The sequence below is a fragment of the Polyangium jinanense genome, assembly GCF_028435265.1.
GTDB classification, from domain to species: domain Bacteria; phylum Myxococcota_A; class Polyangia; order Polyangiales; family Polyangiaceae; genus Polyangium; species Polyangium jinanense.
Genome location: NZ_JAGTJK010000023.1, coordinates 149,461 through 164,042, shown reverse-complemented (window position 1 = coordinate 164,042; position 14,582 = coordinate 149,461). Strand labels below are relative to the sequence as shown.

General features: G+C 68.7%; 14 protein-coding genes. 6 read left to right on the top strand and 8 right to left on the bottom strand.

Annotation, left to right across the window (positions count from 1 at the left end):
* Positions 1–8: 8 nt before the first annotated feature.
* The 3 genes from KEG38_RS32715 to KEG38_RS32705 are packed head-to-tail and all read right to left on the bottom strand — an operon-like array spanning position 9 to position 1,206.
* Complete coding sequence (locus KEG38_RS32715; protein ID WP_170228964.1) at positions 9–152, bottom strand: hypothetical protein; 144 nt, start codon at positions 150–152, stop codon at positions 9–11.
* A 1-nt stretch (position 153) separates the two neighbouring features.
* Entirely contained in the window at positions 154–420 is a 267-nt protein-coding gene (locus KEG38_RS32710) for a CcmD family protein (protein ID WP_272423957.1), read from the bottom strand.
* A 6-nt stretch (positions 421–426) separates the two neighbouring features.
* Positions 427–1,206: a cytochrome c biogenesis protein gene (locus KEG38_RS32705; RefSeq protein WP_272423955.1), complete on the bottom strand. Its 780-nt coding sequence runs from the start codon at positions 1,204–1,206 to the stop codon at positions 427–429.
* Between the two features lie 106 nt (positions 1,207–1,312).
* Between KEG38_RS32705 and KEG38_RS32700 the strand changes: the two genes are divergently transcribed.
* Entirely contained in the window at positions 1,313–3,127 is a 1,815-nt protein-coding gene (locus KEG38_RS32700; RefSeq protein WP_272423953.1) for a serine/threonine-protein kinase, read from the top strand.
* A 344-nt stretch (positions 3,128–3,471) separates the two neighbouring features.
* Here KEG38_RS32700 and recO read toward each other — a convergent pair whose 3' ends face one another.
* Positions 3,472–4,200, bottom strand: a complete 729-nt coding sequence (gene recO, locus KEG38_RS32695; protein ID WP_272423952.1) for a DNA repair protein RecO — start codon at positions 4,198–4,200, stop codon at positions 3,472–3,474.
* Positions 4,201–4,534: 334 nt separating this feature from the next.
* On the opposite strand from recO, the gene KEG38_RS32690 reads away from it, so the two are divergent.
* On the top strand, positions 4,535–4,756 hold the full coding sequence (locus tag KEG38_RS32690) for a KGG domain-containing protein (RefSeq protein WP_272423951.1): 222 nt from the start codon (positions 4,535–4,537) through the stop codon (positions 4,754–4,756).
* Between the two features lie 56 nt (positions 4,757–4,812).
* Positions 4,813–5,142, top strand: a complete 330-nt coding sequence (locus KEG38_RS32685) for a KGG domain-containing protein (RefSeq protein ID WP_211365420.1) — start codon at positions 4,813–4,815, stop codon at positions 5,140–5,142.
* Between the two features lie 85 nt (positions 5,143–5,227).
* Here KEG38_RS32685 and KEG38_RS32680 read toward each other — a convergent pair whose 3' ends face one another.
* Positions 5,228–6,766 (bottom strand): cryptochrome/DNA photolyase family protein, encoded by a 1,539-nt coding sequence (locus KEG38_RS32680; protein WP_272423949.1) that lies wholly within the window; start codon positions 6,764–6,766, stop codon positions 5,228–5,230.
* Between the two features lie 229 nt (positions 6,767–6,995).
* On the opposite strand from KEG38_RS32680, the gene KEG38_RS32675 reads away from it, so the two are divergent.
* Positions 6,996–9,143: a S9 family peptidase gene (locus tag KEG38_RS32675; protein WP_272423947.1), complete on the top strand. Its 2,148-nt coding sequence runs from the start codon at positions 6,996–6,998 to the stop codon at positions 9,141–9,143.
* Between the two features lie 79 nt (positions 9,144–9,222).
* Here the strand turns inward: KEG38_RS32675 and KEG38_RS32670 are convergent, their stop codons facing one another.
* On the bottom strand, positions 9,223–10,683 hold the full coding sequence (locus KEG38_RS32670) for a cellulase family glycosylhydrolase (RefSeq protein ID WP_272423946.1): 1,461 nt from the start codon (positions 10,681–10,683) through the stop codon (positions 9,223–9,225).
* A gap of 84 nt (positions 10,684–10,767) precedes the next feature.
* Between KEG38_RS32670 and KEG38_RS32665 the strand changes: the two genes are divergently transcribed.
* Positions 10,768–11,214, top strand: a complete 447-nt coding sequence (locus KEG38_RS32665) for a hypothetical protein (RefSeq protein WP_272423944.1) — start codon at positions 10,768–10,770, stop codon at positions 11,212–11,214.
* 26 nt (positions 11,215–11,240) lie between these two features.
* Here the strand turns inward: KEG38_RS32665 and KEG38_RS32660 are convergent, their stop codons facing one another.
* The gene (locus tag KEG38_RS32660) at positions 11,241–12,728 is read right to left on the bottom strand and encodes a vWA domain-containing protein (RefSeq protein ID WP_272423943.1); all 1,488 of its coding nucleotides are present in this window, start codon (positions 12,726–12,728) and stop codon (positions 11,241–11,243) included.
* Between the two features lie 101 nt (positions 12,729–12,829).
* Between KEG38_RS32660 and KEG38_RS32655 the strand changes: the two genes are divergently transcribed.
* Complete coding sequence (locus KEG38_RS32655) at positions 12,830–13,789, top strand: hypothetical protein (protein ID WP_272423942.1); 960 nt, start codon at positions 12,830–12,832, stop codon at positions 13,787–13,789.
* Positions 13,790–13,792: 3 nt separating this feature from the next.
* On the opposite strand, the gene KEG38_RS32650 is transcribed toward KEG38_RS32655, so the two are convergent.
* Complete coding sequence (locus tag KEG38_RS32650) at positions 13,793–14,533, bottom strand: Uma2 family endonuclease (protein WP_272423939.1); 741 nt, start codon at positions 14,531–14,533, stop codon at positions 13,793–13,795.
* Between the last annotated feature and the right edge of the window lie 49 nt (positions 14,534–14,582).

Sequence of the window (14,582 nt, the reverse complement as noted above, 5' to 3'; positions counted from 1 at the left end):
ACGGGCTCCTACTCCTTCATCCTGCGCTTGCGCTTCTCGAGCTCTGCGCGCACGGCGCGCGCGCCCAGGGTGTATCCGACCACGAGCCCGAGGAGAAGAACGCTCGGGATGTAGATCACGTGCTGGGGCGTGATCTGACCGAAGTCCGGCACGTCAGTCGCCCCCGCTCTTCGCGCGCGCCTTCTGGAGCGCCGCCTCCAGCGTCTCGACCCGCCGGTCGAGCCGACGCTGCCGTCGGAACATCGACGCGACGAACACGAGGACGACGATCCAGATGAACGCGTACGCCTCGACGAGCAGCTTCTCGCCGCTCTGCATCTGGTTGCCGCCCTCGACCGCGCGGAACGTCGTCGAGCGATCGTCGGCCGTCCCCTGCCCTGCCGCGCCGGGCGCTTGCTGTGCTGCTTGATCCGCCGACATCGTCGTCTACTCCTCGCCCACGCCGAGCTCGAGCGCTTCTTCCTCGGCCTCACTCAGCCGCGCCGCCGCGAGCTCGATCCGCACGCGGGTCCAAATCAACACCACCGCGAGCAGCGTGAACGTCAAGAACCCGAGCATGAGCGCGAGCTTCATGTCCGGGTGCTTGAGCCCGCCGCCGCCCGACGAGATCACCTTCGGGTGGTTGCCGCCCCACTTCTGCACCGAGTAGTGGATGATCGGCAGGTTTGCCGCGCCAAGCACCCCGAGCGCCGCCGCGAACTTCCGCTCCGAGTCCCCGTCACCCGCGAACGCCCGGAGGACCACGTACGCCACGTAAATCAGCACCGAGAGCAGCGCCGTCGTGAGCCGCGGATCCCAGGTCCAGTACACGCCCCACGCCTTCGCGCCCCAGAGCGCCCCGGTCACGAGCACGAGCACGCCCATCGCCACGGAGCACTCCGCGCCTGCGCGCGCGAGTGCGTCCCAGCCGCGCGTGCCGCGCGCGAGGTAGCCCGCCGAACCCACGAAACACACCGCGGCCCCGACGTACATCGAGTACGCGATGGGCACGTGGAAGTAGAAGATCTTCTGGACGATGCCCATCGTCGACTCGACGGGCGCCTTGAAGAAGATCACGTGGATCGTGATCAGGAACGCCGCGGCGCAGAGAGCGAGCACCGTGTAGAAGACAACGTCCCCGCGGGAGCGGGAGCCTGCCGTCTCGACTTTCGTTGCGGCTGCCAGAGCCTCGCTCGTCGCCATGGTGAGCGGCCACGGTAGTGCCAAGGTCGTGGGTGTTCAAGGACCCAAGCCGCCGCGTCGCTCCTCCCCCTCCTGGAAAGTATCCCTCAGCGACGAGCTGATCTAGACTCGCGTCCGAGCCGCTATCCCCATGGCCCCCATTCGCCCCGAGCAAGCTCCGGCAGATGTACAGGCCGACGTTCCCGCCTTCCGTCCCGGTACCATCGTCGATGGTCGCTACCGCGTACTCCGGCTCATCGGAGGCGGCGGCAACGGCCTCGTCCACGAGGTCGAGCACGTCCGCACCGGCCAGCGCCTGGCCCTGAAGTCCCTGCTCGATCCGACGACGTACCAGCGCCTCGAACAAGAGGCGCGCGCGACGAGCCTCTTGAAGAGCCCGCGCGCCGTGAAGATCGTCGACATGGGCATGAGCCAGACCGAGGGCCCGTACCTCGTGATGGAGCTGCTCGCCGGCCAGAGCCTGCGCGAGCTCTTGCACGAGGCAGGGCAGCTCCCGCTCGAGCTCACGGTGAACGTCGCGCTGCAGGTCGGCGAGTGCCTCGCCGAGGCACATACGCACGGCATCGTCCACCGCGATCTCAAGCCCGACAACATTCACCTCGGCCCGGGCCCGAGCCCCGGCGTCTACGACGTCAAGCTCCTCGACTTCGGCATCGTCAAGATCGCGAGCGACGCGCCCGTCCCCGGCGGCTCGCTCACGCGCACCGGCTCCACGGTCGGCACGCCGTACTACATGAGCCTGGAGCAGCTCCGAAACCCCTCGGGCGTCGACGGACGCAGCGATCTCTACTCGCTCGGCGTCGTGCTCTACGAGTGCTTGACCGGCCGCAAGCCGTACGACGCCGACACCATCGGCGACCTCGTCTTCGCGCTCTGCTCAGGCCCGCCGACGGACATCGCACGCCTTCGTCCCGACCTGCCGCAGCCCGTGTGCAAGGCGATCATGCGCGCGCTCGCGCCCGACCGCGACGATCGGCAAGGCAGCGTGCTCGAGCTCTGCCGCGATCTCGCGCCCTTCGGCGATCGTTCCCTCTCCGCATGGATGAGCGAGCCCCAGCGACCCGCCGCGCCCGAGCCGCCGCGCCCGTCGCATGCGGGTCCGTTCCAGGGCGCGCCGACGCCCTCAGGCGTTCGTCCGATCCACAACAGCGAGGCGACGCAAGCGTTCCCGCTGCCCGAAGGCCACGTGCTGCCGCCGATCGACGAGCTCACGCCCTCGCTCCCGTCGAGCCCAGGCCACGCGCCCGACGACGACGACGCGCCCGCCGAGCGGCGCGACACCCCCACGACGTTCTACGTCAAACCCGAACTGCCCGAGCGCGTGCCCGACAGCGAGAAGACGCGCATGCTCGAGCCGAGCCGCGGGCAACACCAGTACGCGATTCCGTCGGCAAACCTCGACGATCCGCCGACGGCGCCGGTCAAGCCGGAAGACCTCGCAGCCGCGCAAGGCATGTTCGGTCCGGGCAACAAGTACGCGAAGACGACGCCGCTCGACACGAGCCAGTTCCCCGAGCTGCAGAACCTGCCGCCGCCGGGCCAGTTTGGCCCTCCAAACCCGGGCGGGTTCGGCGCGCCCCCGTCGACGGCATCCGGCGTGTACGCGGCGCCGCCTCCCGGCATGATGGGTCAGCCCGGGATGCCGCCGGGCATGTTCCGTCCGCCGCCCATGCCGGGCCAGCTCATGACCTCGCAGAACAACCTGCCGGGCGTGAACATCCCCGGCACGACGGGCCCCTTGCCGATGGGCCCCGGCGCGCCTCCCGCATGGATGGCGCGTCCCGGTCAGCCCACGCATGCGCCCCCGCCCGCAGGCGGCGGCCTCGCAGCGCTCGCGAACTTCTGGCAAAACGCGCCGCCGCGCACGCAACTCGCCATCGCAGTCGGCAGCGCGAGCGGCCTCGTCGCGCTCCTGCTCATCCTGCTCTGGATCGTGGTCCGATAAGTTCTTGGGGTCGCCGCGCCGGGGCGCTGCCCCGGGCCCCGCGGGGGCAGTTCGCCCCTCGACCCGAACCAGGGCAAGCCCTGGACTCGGGTTGGAAGAACCGCGCGATGCGCGGTTCTTCCACGAGCCGGTGGCAAGACCAGGAACAACGTTGCCGGTCGAAATGGCAGCGCGGCTGTCTCGATTGGCAGCGTCGCTCGCCAGTCTTGACTCGGCCTGTTCGATGAACTGCGCATCGCGCAGTTCATCGACCCCGGGTCCAGCGCTTGCGCTGGTCCGGGTCCAGGGGCGGATAGCCCCTGGTGGGGCCTGGGGCAACGCCCCAGCTCAGCGCCTCCCAGCGCCTACTTCGCCGGACCGGCGTGCGCCTGGATCACGGCTTCCACGAGGTCCACCACGATTCGCGTGTCCTCTGCGCGCAGCGCTTCATCGTCGCCCGCGCAGGCAGCCTCGACTCGCCCCCGGAGGTCTGCTCGAAGCACGAGCCGCGCCCCGCCGCAAGCGCGACAGACGAGCCCGCCGGCGAGTGCATCCAGACACGCAGGTGCCTCCGCTGGGCAAACGCGACTGCAACGCACGCATCGATCGAGCACCAGGCCGAAGCCCATATCCGCGAGCAAACGCAGCCCTGACGTCGCGAGCTCCGCCTCGGACGAGCGCGCGGGCGTGGGCGCGTCGAGCGCGTCGAGCAGCTCGTTCACCGTGGCGAAAAGGCCCGGCTCGCGTGTGCCGGGCGGCGCGACCGAGCGGACCCAGCGCAGCGCTCTTCCTGCGGCTTCCAGGCGATCCAGCGCGGAGACGAGCTGCATGCGTGGGTGCGCGATCGCCGCCTCGCCGAGCACGGCCAGATCTTTTTGCTCGCGCTCTTCGAGCGTCACGCGGAGCAGATGCATTGGCTCCAGCGCGACGAGCCGCTTGTTCGATCGACGCGCCGATCGCGCGACGGCCGAGATGATCCCCCGCGCCTCGGTGAACAATGTGACGATGAGATCGGCCTCGCCCACGGGGACCCGCCGGACGAGCAGCGCTTCGGTGCGCAAGCGGGTCGAGCTGGTCCGGGGGGGGCGGGGCATGCGCCTTCTCTAGAGCATCGACCGGTTCGATGCTCGGAAGATCGCGAAGCGAGCTTCCCTCGGGGGGTGAATCGTCCGGGCTTTGCCCGGACGAGAGGGGGACGCGAGGCGTCCCCCTCGGGACAAAAGAGCTAGAACATCGAGCGGTTGCAAACCGATCGATGTTCTAGCGTCCTACGCGCGAGCGTCGAGACGGTTTCAGCGGCGGCTTCGATCTCGATCCGTCGCACGGCGATGGCGGGCCCGGAGCGCGGGAGGAGCCCTCCTCCCGGGGTCCCCCCATTGACGTCCCGGTCTGCCGGAGAATGTTCGGCGGGAGCTGGGAGGGAACTACATGGCAGAGCAGCGCAAAGACGAACCAGGCAAAGGTCAGATGACCGTCGAAGAGGCCGGCCGGAAGGGCGGGCACATCGGCGGCGAACACACGCGGGACAAGTACGGACCCGAGTTCTACTCCGAAATAGGCCACAAGGGCGGCCAGCGCGTCCGCGAGCTCATCGAGGAAGGCAAACAGAGCGAGGGCGAGGGCGGCGGCGGCCAAGGCCAGAAACGCTGAGCCAGTAGCGACGAGCGCGGGCTCGCCGCGCGTTGCCAAAAGAAGAGGAGACGACCATGGCGGAGAAAAAAGAGCAATCCGGTAAGGGTCAGATGACCGTCGAGGAGGCCGGACGGCTGGGCGGTGAGGCCCGCAAGGAAGAGCTCGGCTCCGAAGGTTACGCCGAGATCGGGCGCAAGGGCGGCGAGACCGTGCGCGAGAAGTACGGCCCCGAGTTCTACTCCGAGATCGGACACAAGGGCGGGCAGAAGGGCGGCGAGACCGTTCGCGACAAGTACGGCCCCGAGTTCTACTCCGAGATCGGACACAAGGGCGGTCAGCGCGTGAAGGAGCTGATCGAGGAAGGCAAGCAGTCCGAGGGCGAGGGCGGAGGCGAGAAGAAGTAAATCTTCGTGCGTCGCGGTGCGGCGCATCGAAACATGAATGCCCGAGGGCCGGGGCGGATAAAGGAACTTCCCCCCGGTCCTCTTTTCATTTTGTGTAGCGTTTGTCTCGACGAGCGGCATCGCTCGGGCTGCCGAACTCGACGAGGTAACGCTCGAGGTCGATCTTCTTCAGCGTGTTCGCCGAGCTCATGTAGCGGACCGTGCCGTAAACAGGCCTTTCGGGGGCCCAGGGGCGGTCGTAGCGGCCGAACGTCCAGAGGATGCCCGAGTACGAGTTCGGGTCGCGGCCGTCGAGCGCGTATTTGTCGTTGAGATGGATCAGGACGGAAAGGGCCTCGCGCGGGGAGCGAGACCATTCGAGGACACGTTTGCCCCAGAGCATGCGGAGGTAGTTGTGGATGCGGCCGTCGCGGAGGAGCTCGCGTTGCGCCGCGTTCCAGAGGGGATCGGCCGTGCGTGCGCCCTCGAGCTCGGCGAGGGTGTAGAGGGCCGGGCGAGGATCGGATTCGTGATCGGCGAGGGTTTTCAGGGCCCAGTCCGGGAGGGAATCGAAGCTTTGCGCGTCGTCGGGCCGAAGGGCGCAGAGGTTCAGGCCGATCTCGCGCCAGGTGACGAGCTCGTCGAGGAAGGACTCGACGGGCGCGCTCATGCCCCAGAAGCCCTCGCGCTTGCCGCCCGCGGGTTTGGTTTTCTTTTCGGACCAGTGTTCGAGGCGCTCGAGCTCGGCGAAGATTTCGTGCGTGGAGATGTGACCGAAATGCAGATAAGGCGAGAGGCCGCTCGTGGCGCGGGCGTCGGGGTCGTTTCGCTCGGTCTCGTAGCGGATGAGGTTCGATTGCAGGAAACGCGCGAGCGCGGCGCGGGCGGCCTCGGGGCCACCCGGAATGCGGGTGACGATGGGGACCGTGTGGTCGATCGGGAGCGCGGCGAGCGCCGCGGGTGAGGCGGCGAGGAGATCGGGCGAGGCGGCGGGCCAGCGCGAGAGGAGATCCGGCGCGAGGAGGTTTTTCGGAGGAACCGGCAAACCCGCGGCGAGGGGATCGGCGAGTGGCCTTCGGCGGAGGTGCGGGAGGAGGTTTTTCTGGAGATACCCGCGGAACGAGAACGCCGTGGTGAAGACGCGTTCGGGCGCGTGGATCGGGAGGAGGCCATTGGAGTCGACCTGCTCGAAGCGGACGGGAACTTGTTTCGCGGCCGCGGCGATCATGCGCGGGAGGAAAAATGTGGGGTCATCGTCGGTGACGACGACACACGCGCGGCCGGCGAGCGCAGCGACGAGGCCCTTGCCCGCCCCGGGGCGCGGTTCGACGTAGGCGTGATGCGTGACGCGGGCCTCCGCGAGGCGGCGGGCATTGTCGGCCATGCCGCGGAGGACGAAGGCGTGAAGGCGATCACTCGCGTAGAGATAACCGGCGCGGAGAGCTTCGAGGACGACGAGGGGCCGGCCGAGGGCGCGCGCCCATTCGGCGGCACGTTCGAGGCCGAAGTTGAAATGGGTGCGCCGCGACGCCGTCATCCAGTAGAGGACGAAGGCCCCGTCCGGCCGGAGTTCCCGGTCGTTCGCCAGGCGCACGCGGTCCGAGGGGACGCGGCTGTCGGGGAGGAGCGTGTCAGGGTTCGTCATGGCCATGTCCGGACGCGGTTCCCCTAAGCCAGGGACACCCACCCGCAAGGGGCGAGGTTCGGAAGAGGGTCGCAAAAGCGCCGGACGGTGAAATATACAACATGTGCGGACTACACTTTTTTCGCACGACGCTCGGGACGCCCGGCCGACTCTTGGAGTATGAAGGCGTCCGTCACACGCACCGGTGGGGAGCGTCCACCTCCGGGTACGCATGAGGGAGGTTTGCCCGATGGCACTCGCGAAGAAGATCGGCCTGTCATTCGTCCTGTCGCTGCTCGTCGGCGTCGCAGCTTGCGCCGAGACGACGGAATTTCCGCCGCCCGTGACGCCGCCGCCCCCGCCGCCCGCGCGCACGGCCGACGCGACGCCGCCGCCCGCCGCCGCCGCCGTGAAGGGCCCGGCCGCGCCGCGGGTCGATTCGTCGCTCATCGCGCGCGACGTGCTCTTCGGCAACCCCGACCGCTCGAGCCCGATGCTCAGCCACGACGGCAAGCAGATCTCGTTCCTCGCGCCCATGGACGGGGTGATGAACGTGTGGGTCGGCCCCGCGGAGGATCCGTCGAAGGCCAAGCCCGTGACGTCCGAGAAGGTGCGCGCGATCCGCCAATACTTCTGGGCCTACACGAACGACCACGCGCTCTACGTGCAGGACAAGGGCGGCGACGAGAACTGGCACCTCTACGCGGTCGATCTGAAGAAGGGCGAGACGAAGGATCTCACGCCGATCGACGGGATCGCGGCGCGGCTCGAGGGTACGTCGCAGAAGATCCCCGGCGAGGTGCTGGTCGGGATCAACGACCGCGACAAGAAGGTGCACGACCTCTACCGGATCGACATCAAGACCGGCGAGAGGAAGCTCGTCTTCAAGAACGAGGGCAACTACGCGGGCTTCGTGACGGACGACGATTTCAAGGTCCGTCTCGCGATGCGAAAGGGTCCCGACGGCGGCGACGTGTTCATCGACCCGACGGCGAAGCCGAAGGAGAAGGGCAAGGAGCCCGAGCCGTACATGACGGTGCCCTTCGAGGACGCCGAGACGACGAACCCCGTGGGCTTCGACGCGGCCGGCAAGACGCTCTACATGCTCGACAGCCGCGGCCGGAACACGGCGGCGCTCTTCGAGCTCGATTTCGCGACGAAGAAGGCGAAGCTGCTCGTCGAGGACGCGAAGGCCGACGTGCAGCGCTTCATCGGTCACCCGAAGACCGGCAAGGTGCAGGCGGCGGCGGCGGTGTTCGACAAGCCGACGTGGCAGACGATCGACAAGTCGATCCAGCCGGACCTGGAGCTGCTCTCGAAGCTGGGCGAGGGTGACGTGATTATCCGGAGCCGGTCTCTCGACGACAAGCGCTGGCTCGTGGCGCTCGTGCCCTCGGACGGGCCGGTGAAGTATTACCGGTACGATCGCGACAAGAAGAAGACGGAATTCCTGTTCACGAATCTGAAGGCGCTCGAAGGCAAGCCGCTCGCGAAGATGCACCCGGTGGTGATCAAGTCGCGCGATGGGCTCGATCTGGTCAGCTATTTGACGCTGCCGAAGGCGTCGGATCCGGAGGTCGATGGTCGTCCGGACAAGCCGCTTCCGATGGTGCTCCTGGTGCACGGCGGGCCGTGGGCGCGCGATAGCTGGGGGCTGAACTCGACGCACCAGTGGCTGGCGAACCGCGGGTATGCGGTGCTTTCGGTGAACTACCGCGGCTCGACCGGGTTCGGGAAGAAGTTCCTGAACGCGGGGAACAACGAGTGGGCCGGCAAGATGCACGACGACCTGATCGACGCGGTGAAATGGGCCGTGGACACGAAGGTCGCGGACGGCGCGAAGGTGGCGATCATGGGCGGGAGCTACGGCGGGTACGCGACGCTCGTGGGGCTGACGTTCACGCCGGATCAGTTCGCGTGCGGCGTCGATATCGTGGGGCCGTCGAACCTGAAGACGCTGCTCGCGACGATTCCGCCGTACTGGGCGCCGATGGTGGCGACGTTCCACAAGCGAATGGGTGATCCCGGGACGCCCGAGGGGTCGAAGCTTTTGGAGGATCGGAGCCCGCTGTCGCACGTGGACAAGATCAAGAAGCCGCTGCTCATCGGGCAGGGCGCGAACGATCCGCGCGTGAAGCAGGCCGAGAGTGATCAGATCGTGAAGGCGATGCAGGCGAAGAACATCCCGGTGACGTACGTGCTGTACCCGGACGAGGGGCACGGGTTCGCGCGGCCGGAGAACCGGATGAGCTTCAATGCCGTGGCGGAGACGTTCCTGGCGCAATGCCTGGGCGGGCCGGTCGAGCCGGTGGGCGATGACTTCAAGGGGTCGAGCCTGCAGGTGCCGGCAGGTGTGGAGCAGGTGTATGGGATCAGTGAGGCGTTGCCGAAGAAGTAGAACGGCCTCAGTCTCTCCCACCTGAAAGACCCTCACCCCCAAGCCCCCTCTCCCGCCCGCGGGAGAGGGGGTTTTGTTTTCAGCGAGGGACGACCGAGATTTCGACGCGCTCCTGGCCCGCGGTGGGGCGGACGAGCAAGAGGCCCGGGTGCGTGGCGTCGACGCAGCCGTTCGAGAGCTCGACGCGATATCCAGTCGGGTAATTTCGCTCCGGGACGACGATCTCGGTGACGCCGTTTTCGGCGGGCGCATCGTAGGTGAGGGCGAATCTGCGGGCGGCGGCGTCGTAACGGAATGCGGGAGCTTCGCCGGCGACGGCGCGTGCGTAGGGGCGGGCGACGGCGGAGGTGATCGCCGTCGCTTCCTGGCCCTCGTAATCGATGAGGGAGAGGTCCTCGAAGTTCCAGGTCTCCTTCGAATCGCTGTACTCCCAGTAGGTGAAATGGAGAGCATTGTCGTCCATGGCGTCGTAGACGGCCGTGACGTACTCGCCGGCGGTCTCGAGGTCCCGCGGGACGCCCGATTCGCCGATGAGGACGGGTATGTTCCATTCGCGGCCCTTGTCCGCCCACCTCGAGAGGTACGTGGACGCATTCGAAGGAGCCGGGGTGCCGCCGAAAAGAGCGAGGGAGTCGTACCAGTGGGGCGCGAAGACGAGGCCCTCGCCCTCGGGTTTGTCGAGGTACGTGAACGCGCCGATCCCGTCGGTGCCGGTGGCGTCGAAGAAGACGAGCGCCGTGGGATCCTTCGCGTGGATGAGGGCCGCCATTTCGGTGTAGAAGGGCGTGAGGACGGTTTGCTCCCACGTCTTCAGGTCGGCCGTTCCCTGGTGCGGTTCGTTGATGGGCTCGTAGCCGAGGACGCCGGGGCGATTGGCGTGGCGGGCCGCGATGCGCTCCCAGAGGGCGCGGAACGCGGTGCGAGCGCCGTGTTCGTCGGACCAGAATTTGTCGAAGGCGGCGCGGACGTCCTCGTCCTGGGAGTAGCGGACGAACCAGTTGTGGCAATCGTGGTGCGGCTCGGGCGTCGGGAATGGGAGGGTCCAGGCAGGAAAACCGTCGCCGCAATAGACGTCGGAATAGATGTCCTGGTGGAAGTCGACGATCGTCCAGATGCGGCGCTTCCAGGCTCCGTCGAGGAGGGCGTCGTATCGAGCGAGGAAGGTTTCGTCGTCCATGCCCTGCGAAGGCTCGACGGCGGCCCAGACGAACGGGACGCGGAGCGCGGAGACACCCCAGGAAGCGGCACGATCGAGGTATCGATCGAGCGCGTCCTGGAAGTCAGCCTCGGACGCGAAATCGAAGGGGACGAAGGGCGCGAACTTGCTGCGGCCACCGGCGTTGACGCCGCGGAGGAAGACGATGCGGCCGAGGGCGTCGCGAAGCGTGGTGCCAGAGGCCACGAGGCGGTGATCCGGAGGCGCAGGGAGCGCGATTTCGCAGCGCGGTGCGTCCGGGAGGGCGGCCGGTTCATCGGTGGGGCCACACGCGAGGAGAGGGAGGGAAGTGGTGAGGGCGAGGAGAAGGCGAAGACGTTGCACGCGGCGGATGGTAACGGCACCGCGTGGGCGCTGTCACGGCGCGTGATGGGCAGAGATAGGGTGGCTCTGCTAAGCTCGCGGGGTATGCGTCTCCTCGGTTCGATCGCGGCGGTCCTGCTTCTCTCGGCCTGCAATGGCGGCGCGCAGCCACCCGGTTCTCCAGAGGCGACGGGCAGCGCGCCGACGGAGACGGCGCCAGGCGGTTCGACGACGGCCGTCCCGCCGATCGCTCCGACCCCGACGACGACCGTGGTGGTGCCGGTCCCGGACAACACCACGGGAAGCACCCCGATGCCGACGGTCAGCGCGACGAGCACGCCGGACGCGGCCGCGCCGACGAACGGGTCGTGCGGGGGAAGGACGTGCGGAGCCGGCGAGACGTGCGCGTCGTATTACGGGATCGCCGGGCCGCGCGGGCCGATGTTCCACGAGTGCGTCATCCGCTGCCGGCGCGGCGCGCCGAACGACGGGTGCCCGTCGGGCAGGAGGTGTTACACGGTCGCGGATGGTCCAGGCGACGTTTGTCGCTGAATACCATTACGTCGAGGTGAATGCGGTCAATCCTCGATCGCGCCGAGGAGCGTGCGGAGTACCTCGGCCTGCGTGCTGAGCGCGGGGTCGTGGTTCGTGCGGGAGAGCGCGGCGAGCGAGTCGGCCTGGAGCGTGACGACGGGGCGGAGGCCGCCGAGGTCGTCGAAGCGGCTGCCCTGGAAGATGCGGCCGAGGCGCCGGACCATGGCAAGCGCGGAGGCATACGCGATGACGTCGCCGTGCCGAGCGCTGGCGATGCGCTCGACGTTGTCGTCGTACCGGGCGTCGATGGTGCGCGTGGCCGTGTGCCAGGTGCCGGTGGCGGCGTCGCGATACCGCGCCGAGACGGTGATCTCGCAGGGTTCGCCCGGTACCCACACGGGCATGGCGATGCGGGCAATCTCGGTGCGCGCTTCGCCCGCGTAGAGGTCGCCGAGGAGGAGGCGGTCGTGGTCCAGCGAAAGCGCGGCGAGGCCGCCCGAGACCTCGAGCACGCGGACGGGCGCAGGGACGGAGTGCACCGTGAGCTCGACGTCTTCGAGGACGACGTCCCCAGGCGGAGGGACGATCCGAGCGACGGCGTCCTCGCGATCGGCGAAGGATCCGCCAGCGAAGACATCGTCGCCGAGGGGCGCGAGGTGCGCGACGTCGAGGCGATCGGGCGTGCCGACAGCGGAGATCTGCACGCTGTCGCGGCGCAGGGAGGCGACCTCGTTCGCGAGCCGGAGGCCGGCCTGCGCGATGCCGATGCCGTCACTGAGGACGAGGACCTGTCCCGCGGAAGGGAGCGCCCCGCCGTCGGCGACCTTCACCCCGACGAACCCTCGCGCGAGGGCGAGGGCGCCCGCGAGGTCGCGCGTGCTCGCGACGGCAGCGCCGCCGCGCGGTCGTTCGAGGACACGCGTGATCGCGCCGTCGAGCAAGGTGCGATGCGAGCCCGGCAAGGCAGGGACGACGACACGCGGGCCCGAGGCGTCGATGATGGCGACGCGGTCGCGATCGCCGAGGTCGTCGAGGGCGATGCGAGCGAGGGGCGCGGTGTTCGGGTTGCGACCGTCGAGCACGATGGCAAGGCGGCGCGGCTCGCGGACGGAGGGTTTGGCGGCGGGGAACGCGTCGGCCGGGGCGATGGCGTCGATGCGGAGGAGGACCTCGCCGCCCCAGCTCGGGATGAGGGCGTCGCTCGATCGAACGACGACGGCGAGGCCACGGCCCGAGAGCGCGACGGGGCTCGAGGTCTTGCGCCAGATGCCGTCCTTGGGGACGAGGAAGCCGGTGGGCGGGGTCCAAGGGTCGTTCGGGCTGCGGCGAACGACGGGCTTGGGGATGTCCGTGACGTCCATGAACTCGACGCCGTTCGCGGTGATGACAGAGGCGCCGCTGCGGCCGCCGGAAGGCGCGAAGACGACCTTGCCGTCGCGGGTGAGCGCCGGCGGCGCGCAAGCCGACAAACCCACCGTGGAGGCCACCACGAAGGCACCCAGGAACCGGCCCGCTCGCCCGCCCGTGCTCATCAGGGTTCCCGTAGGATACGCCAATCGCGTCGGAAAGGGGCGATCGAGCGCGTCGTGACCGCGATGACGCGGGCGTCCGTTCATGGCACAAGCTCGACGCGATGGAGAAGGCGACGGCGGGCTTCCGCATCGGCGCGGATGAAAACGGCCTGGGACCTCGGCTCGGGCCGATGCTGGTGACGGCGGTGATGGCGCGCGTGACCGAGGAGGGCGCGGCGCTCGTGGGGCGAAAGCCACGCGGAGGCCTGGCCGAGCGGCTCGGGGACTCGAAGGCGATGGTGGCCTACGGGGACGTGGGTCTCGCGGAGGCGTGGGCACGCGCGCTGGTGGAGCGAGGCGGAGGGCGCGCAGCGGCGGCACGGACGCCAGACGAGCTCGCGCACGCGATCGCGAGCGAGGATCGAGCGGAGCTGCGCGCGGCGTGTCCGCCCCACGTGGAGGCGCAGTGCTGGGGCGCGGAGGGGGAGGCGTTCACGGCGCCCGCGGAGCTGGTTCGGACGATCCACGGGGATCTCGATCGGCTGGAGAAGAAGGGCGTGACGATCGTGGCGGTGCGGAGCGAGGTGCTCTGCGCGAAGCGGCTGAACGAGGGGCTCGCGGCGGGGAAGAATCGGTTTCAGATGGATCTGCACGCGATGGAGCGGCTGATCCTGTCGATGCGGAAGGACGCAGGGCAGGACGTGCAAGCGGTCTGCGGGAAGGTGGGCGGGTTCGGGAAGTACGGCAGCGCGTTCGGGCCGCTCGGCGGGCGGATGCACATGGTGCTGGAGGAGACGCGGGCGCGGAGCGCGTACATGTTCCCGGGGGTCGGCGAGATCGCGTTCGTGCGGGATGGGGACGCGACGGATCTTTTGGTCGCGCTTTCGTCGATGGTGGGCAAGTGGATGCGCGAGATCCTGATGGGGAGGATCGTGCGGCACTACCAGGCGATCGTGCCGGATCTGCGCGGGGCGAGTGGGTACCACGATCCGGTGACGGCGGCGTTCGTGGAGGCGACGCGCGTCACGCGGAAGAAGCAGCGCGTGCCGGAGGAGTGCTTCGAGCGGAAGGGGGCGGAGTGAGGATCAGGAAAGGGCCGCGCTCGCGTCGGGCGCGGTGACGGCGGCGCGGTGCCAGCGGCGGAGGACGGCGGGGTCGCTGCACTGATCGATCTGCGCTTCGTGGTCGGGGCTGAGCCGGAGGCCACGCGCGGAGAAGACTTCCCGCACGGAGGCGCGGAGCGTGTGGAGCTCGCCTTCTTCGCGCGCCTTTCGCTGGAGGAGGTTCTTGAGCGTCACGCGGTGGGCGACATTGCGGTCGTAGAGCGCCTCGACCGGGATCGGATTCGCCAGGATGTTTGACGCGGAGAGCATCTCGCCCGGCAGCAAGGTGCGTGCGCGCGCGCCGGGTTCGTAGACCTCCACCCTGCGTGGACTGAATAGCCGTACGACCCAGATGATCTTCGTGCCGGCTTCGAGCAGCTCGGCGACCTTCATCTGAAGCTCGTCTTCGTCGTGACCCGTGTCCACGTACTCGACAGCGAGCAGAGGCGCGCTCTTCAACCAGCCGGGCGCGTCCGGAATGTCGCCGACTGCGATGTCGAGGGCGCGCATCGTACCCGGGTCGGGCGAGAAGCCGGTGTCCACGCTCGCAGATCGGACAGCAGGGTCGCTGTTGAGCACGGCCGCACCAACGAGTTTGGCCCGTCCACCCCGACCGCCGGCAGGGAGGCGCTCGATGATGTGTCCGCGCGAGAGCTCGTAGGGATCTCCCGCGCGGACCTGCTCGGCCTTGAACGGCCCGCTCTCCGTAACCTGAGGGGCCATGCGCTTCATGGCTATGATCGTACCACGAGCGCGACGTGCGTTCGGTCAG

What these genes read in the sequence shown, in the direction of transcription:
- KEG38_RS32710 (WP_272423957.1), bottom strand. Translation starts at nt 420, where the DNA reads ATGTCGGCGGATCAAGCAGCACAGCAAGCGCCCGGCGCGGCAGGGCAG.
- KEG38_RS32700 (WP_272423953.1), top strand. Translation starts at nt 1,313, where the DNA reads ATGGCCCCCATTCGCCCCGAGCAAGCTCCGGCAGATGTACAGGCCGAC.
- recO (WP_272423952.1), bottom strand. Translation starts at nt 4,200, where the DNA reads ATGCCCCGCCCCCCCCGGACCAGCTCGACCCGCTTGCGCACCGAAGCG.
- KEG38_RS32690 (WP_272423951.1), top strand. Translation starts at nt 4,535, where the DNA reads ATGGCAGAGCAGCGCAAAGACGAACCAGGCAAAGGTCAGATGACCGTC.
- KEG38_RS32685 (WP_211365420.1), top strand. Translation starts at nt 4,813, where the DNA reads ATGGCGGAGAAAAAAGAGCAATCCGGTAAGGGTCAGATGACCGTCGAG.
- KEG38_RS32680 (WP_272423949.1), bottom strand. Translation starts at nt 6,766, where the DNA reads ATGACGAACCCTGACACGCTCCTCCCCGACAGCCGCGTCCCCTCGGAC.
- KEG38_RS32675 (WP_272423947.1), top strand. Translation starts at nt 6,996, where the DNA reads ATGGCACTCGCGAAGAAGATCGGCCTGTCATTCGTCCTGTCGCTGCTC.
- KEG38_RS32665 (WP_272423944.1), top strand. Translation starts at nt 10,768, where the DNA reads ATGCGTCTCCTCGGTTCGATCGCGGCGGTCCTGCTTCTCTCGGCCTGC.
- KEG38_RS32660 (WP_272423943.1), bottom strand. Translation starts at nt 12,728, where the DNA reads ATGAGCACGGGCGGGCGAGCGGGCCGGTTCCTGGGTGCCTTCGTGGTG.
- KEG38_RS32655 (WP_272423942.1), top strand. Translation starts at nt 12,830, where the DNA reads ATGGAGAAGGCGACGGCGGGCTTCCGCATCGGCGCGGATGAAAACGGC.
- KEG38_RS32650 (WP_272423939.1), bottom strand. Translation starts at nt 14,533, where the DNA reads ATGGCCCCTCAGGTTACGGAGAGCGGGCCGTTCAAGGCCGAGCAGGTC.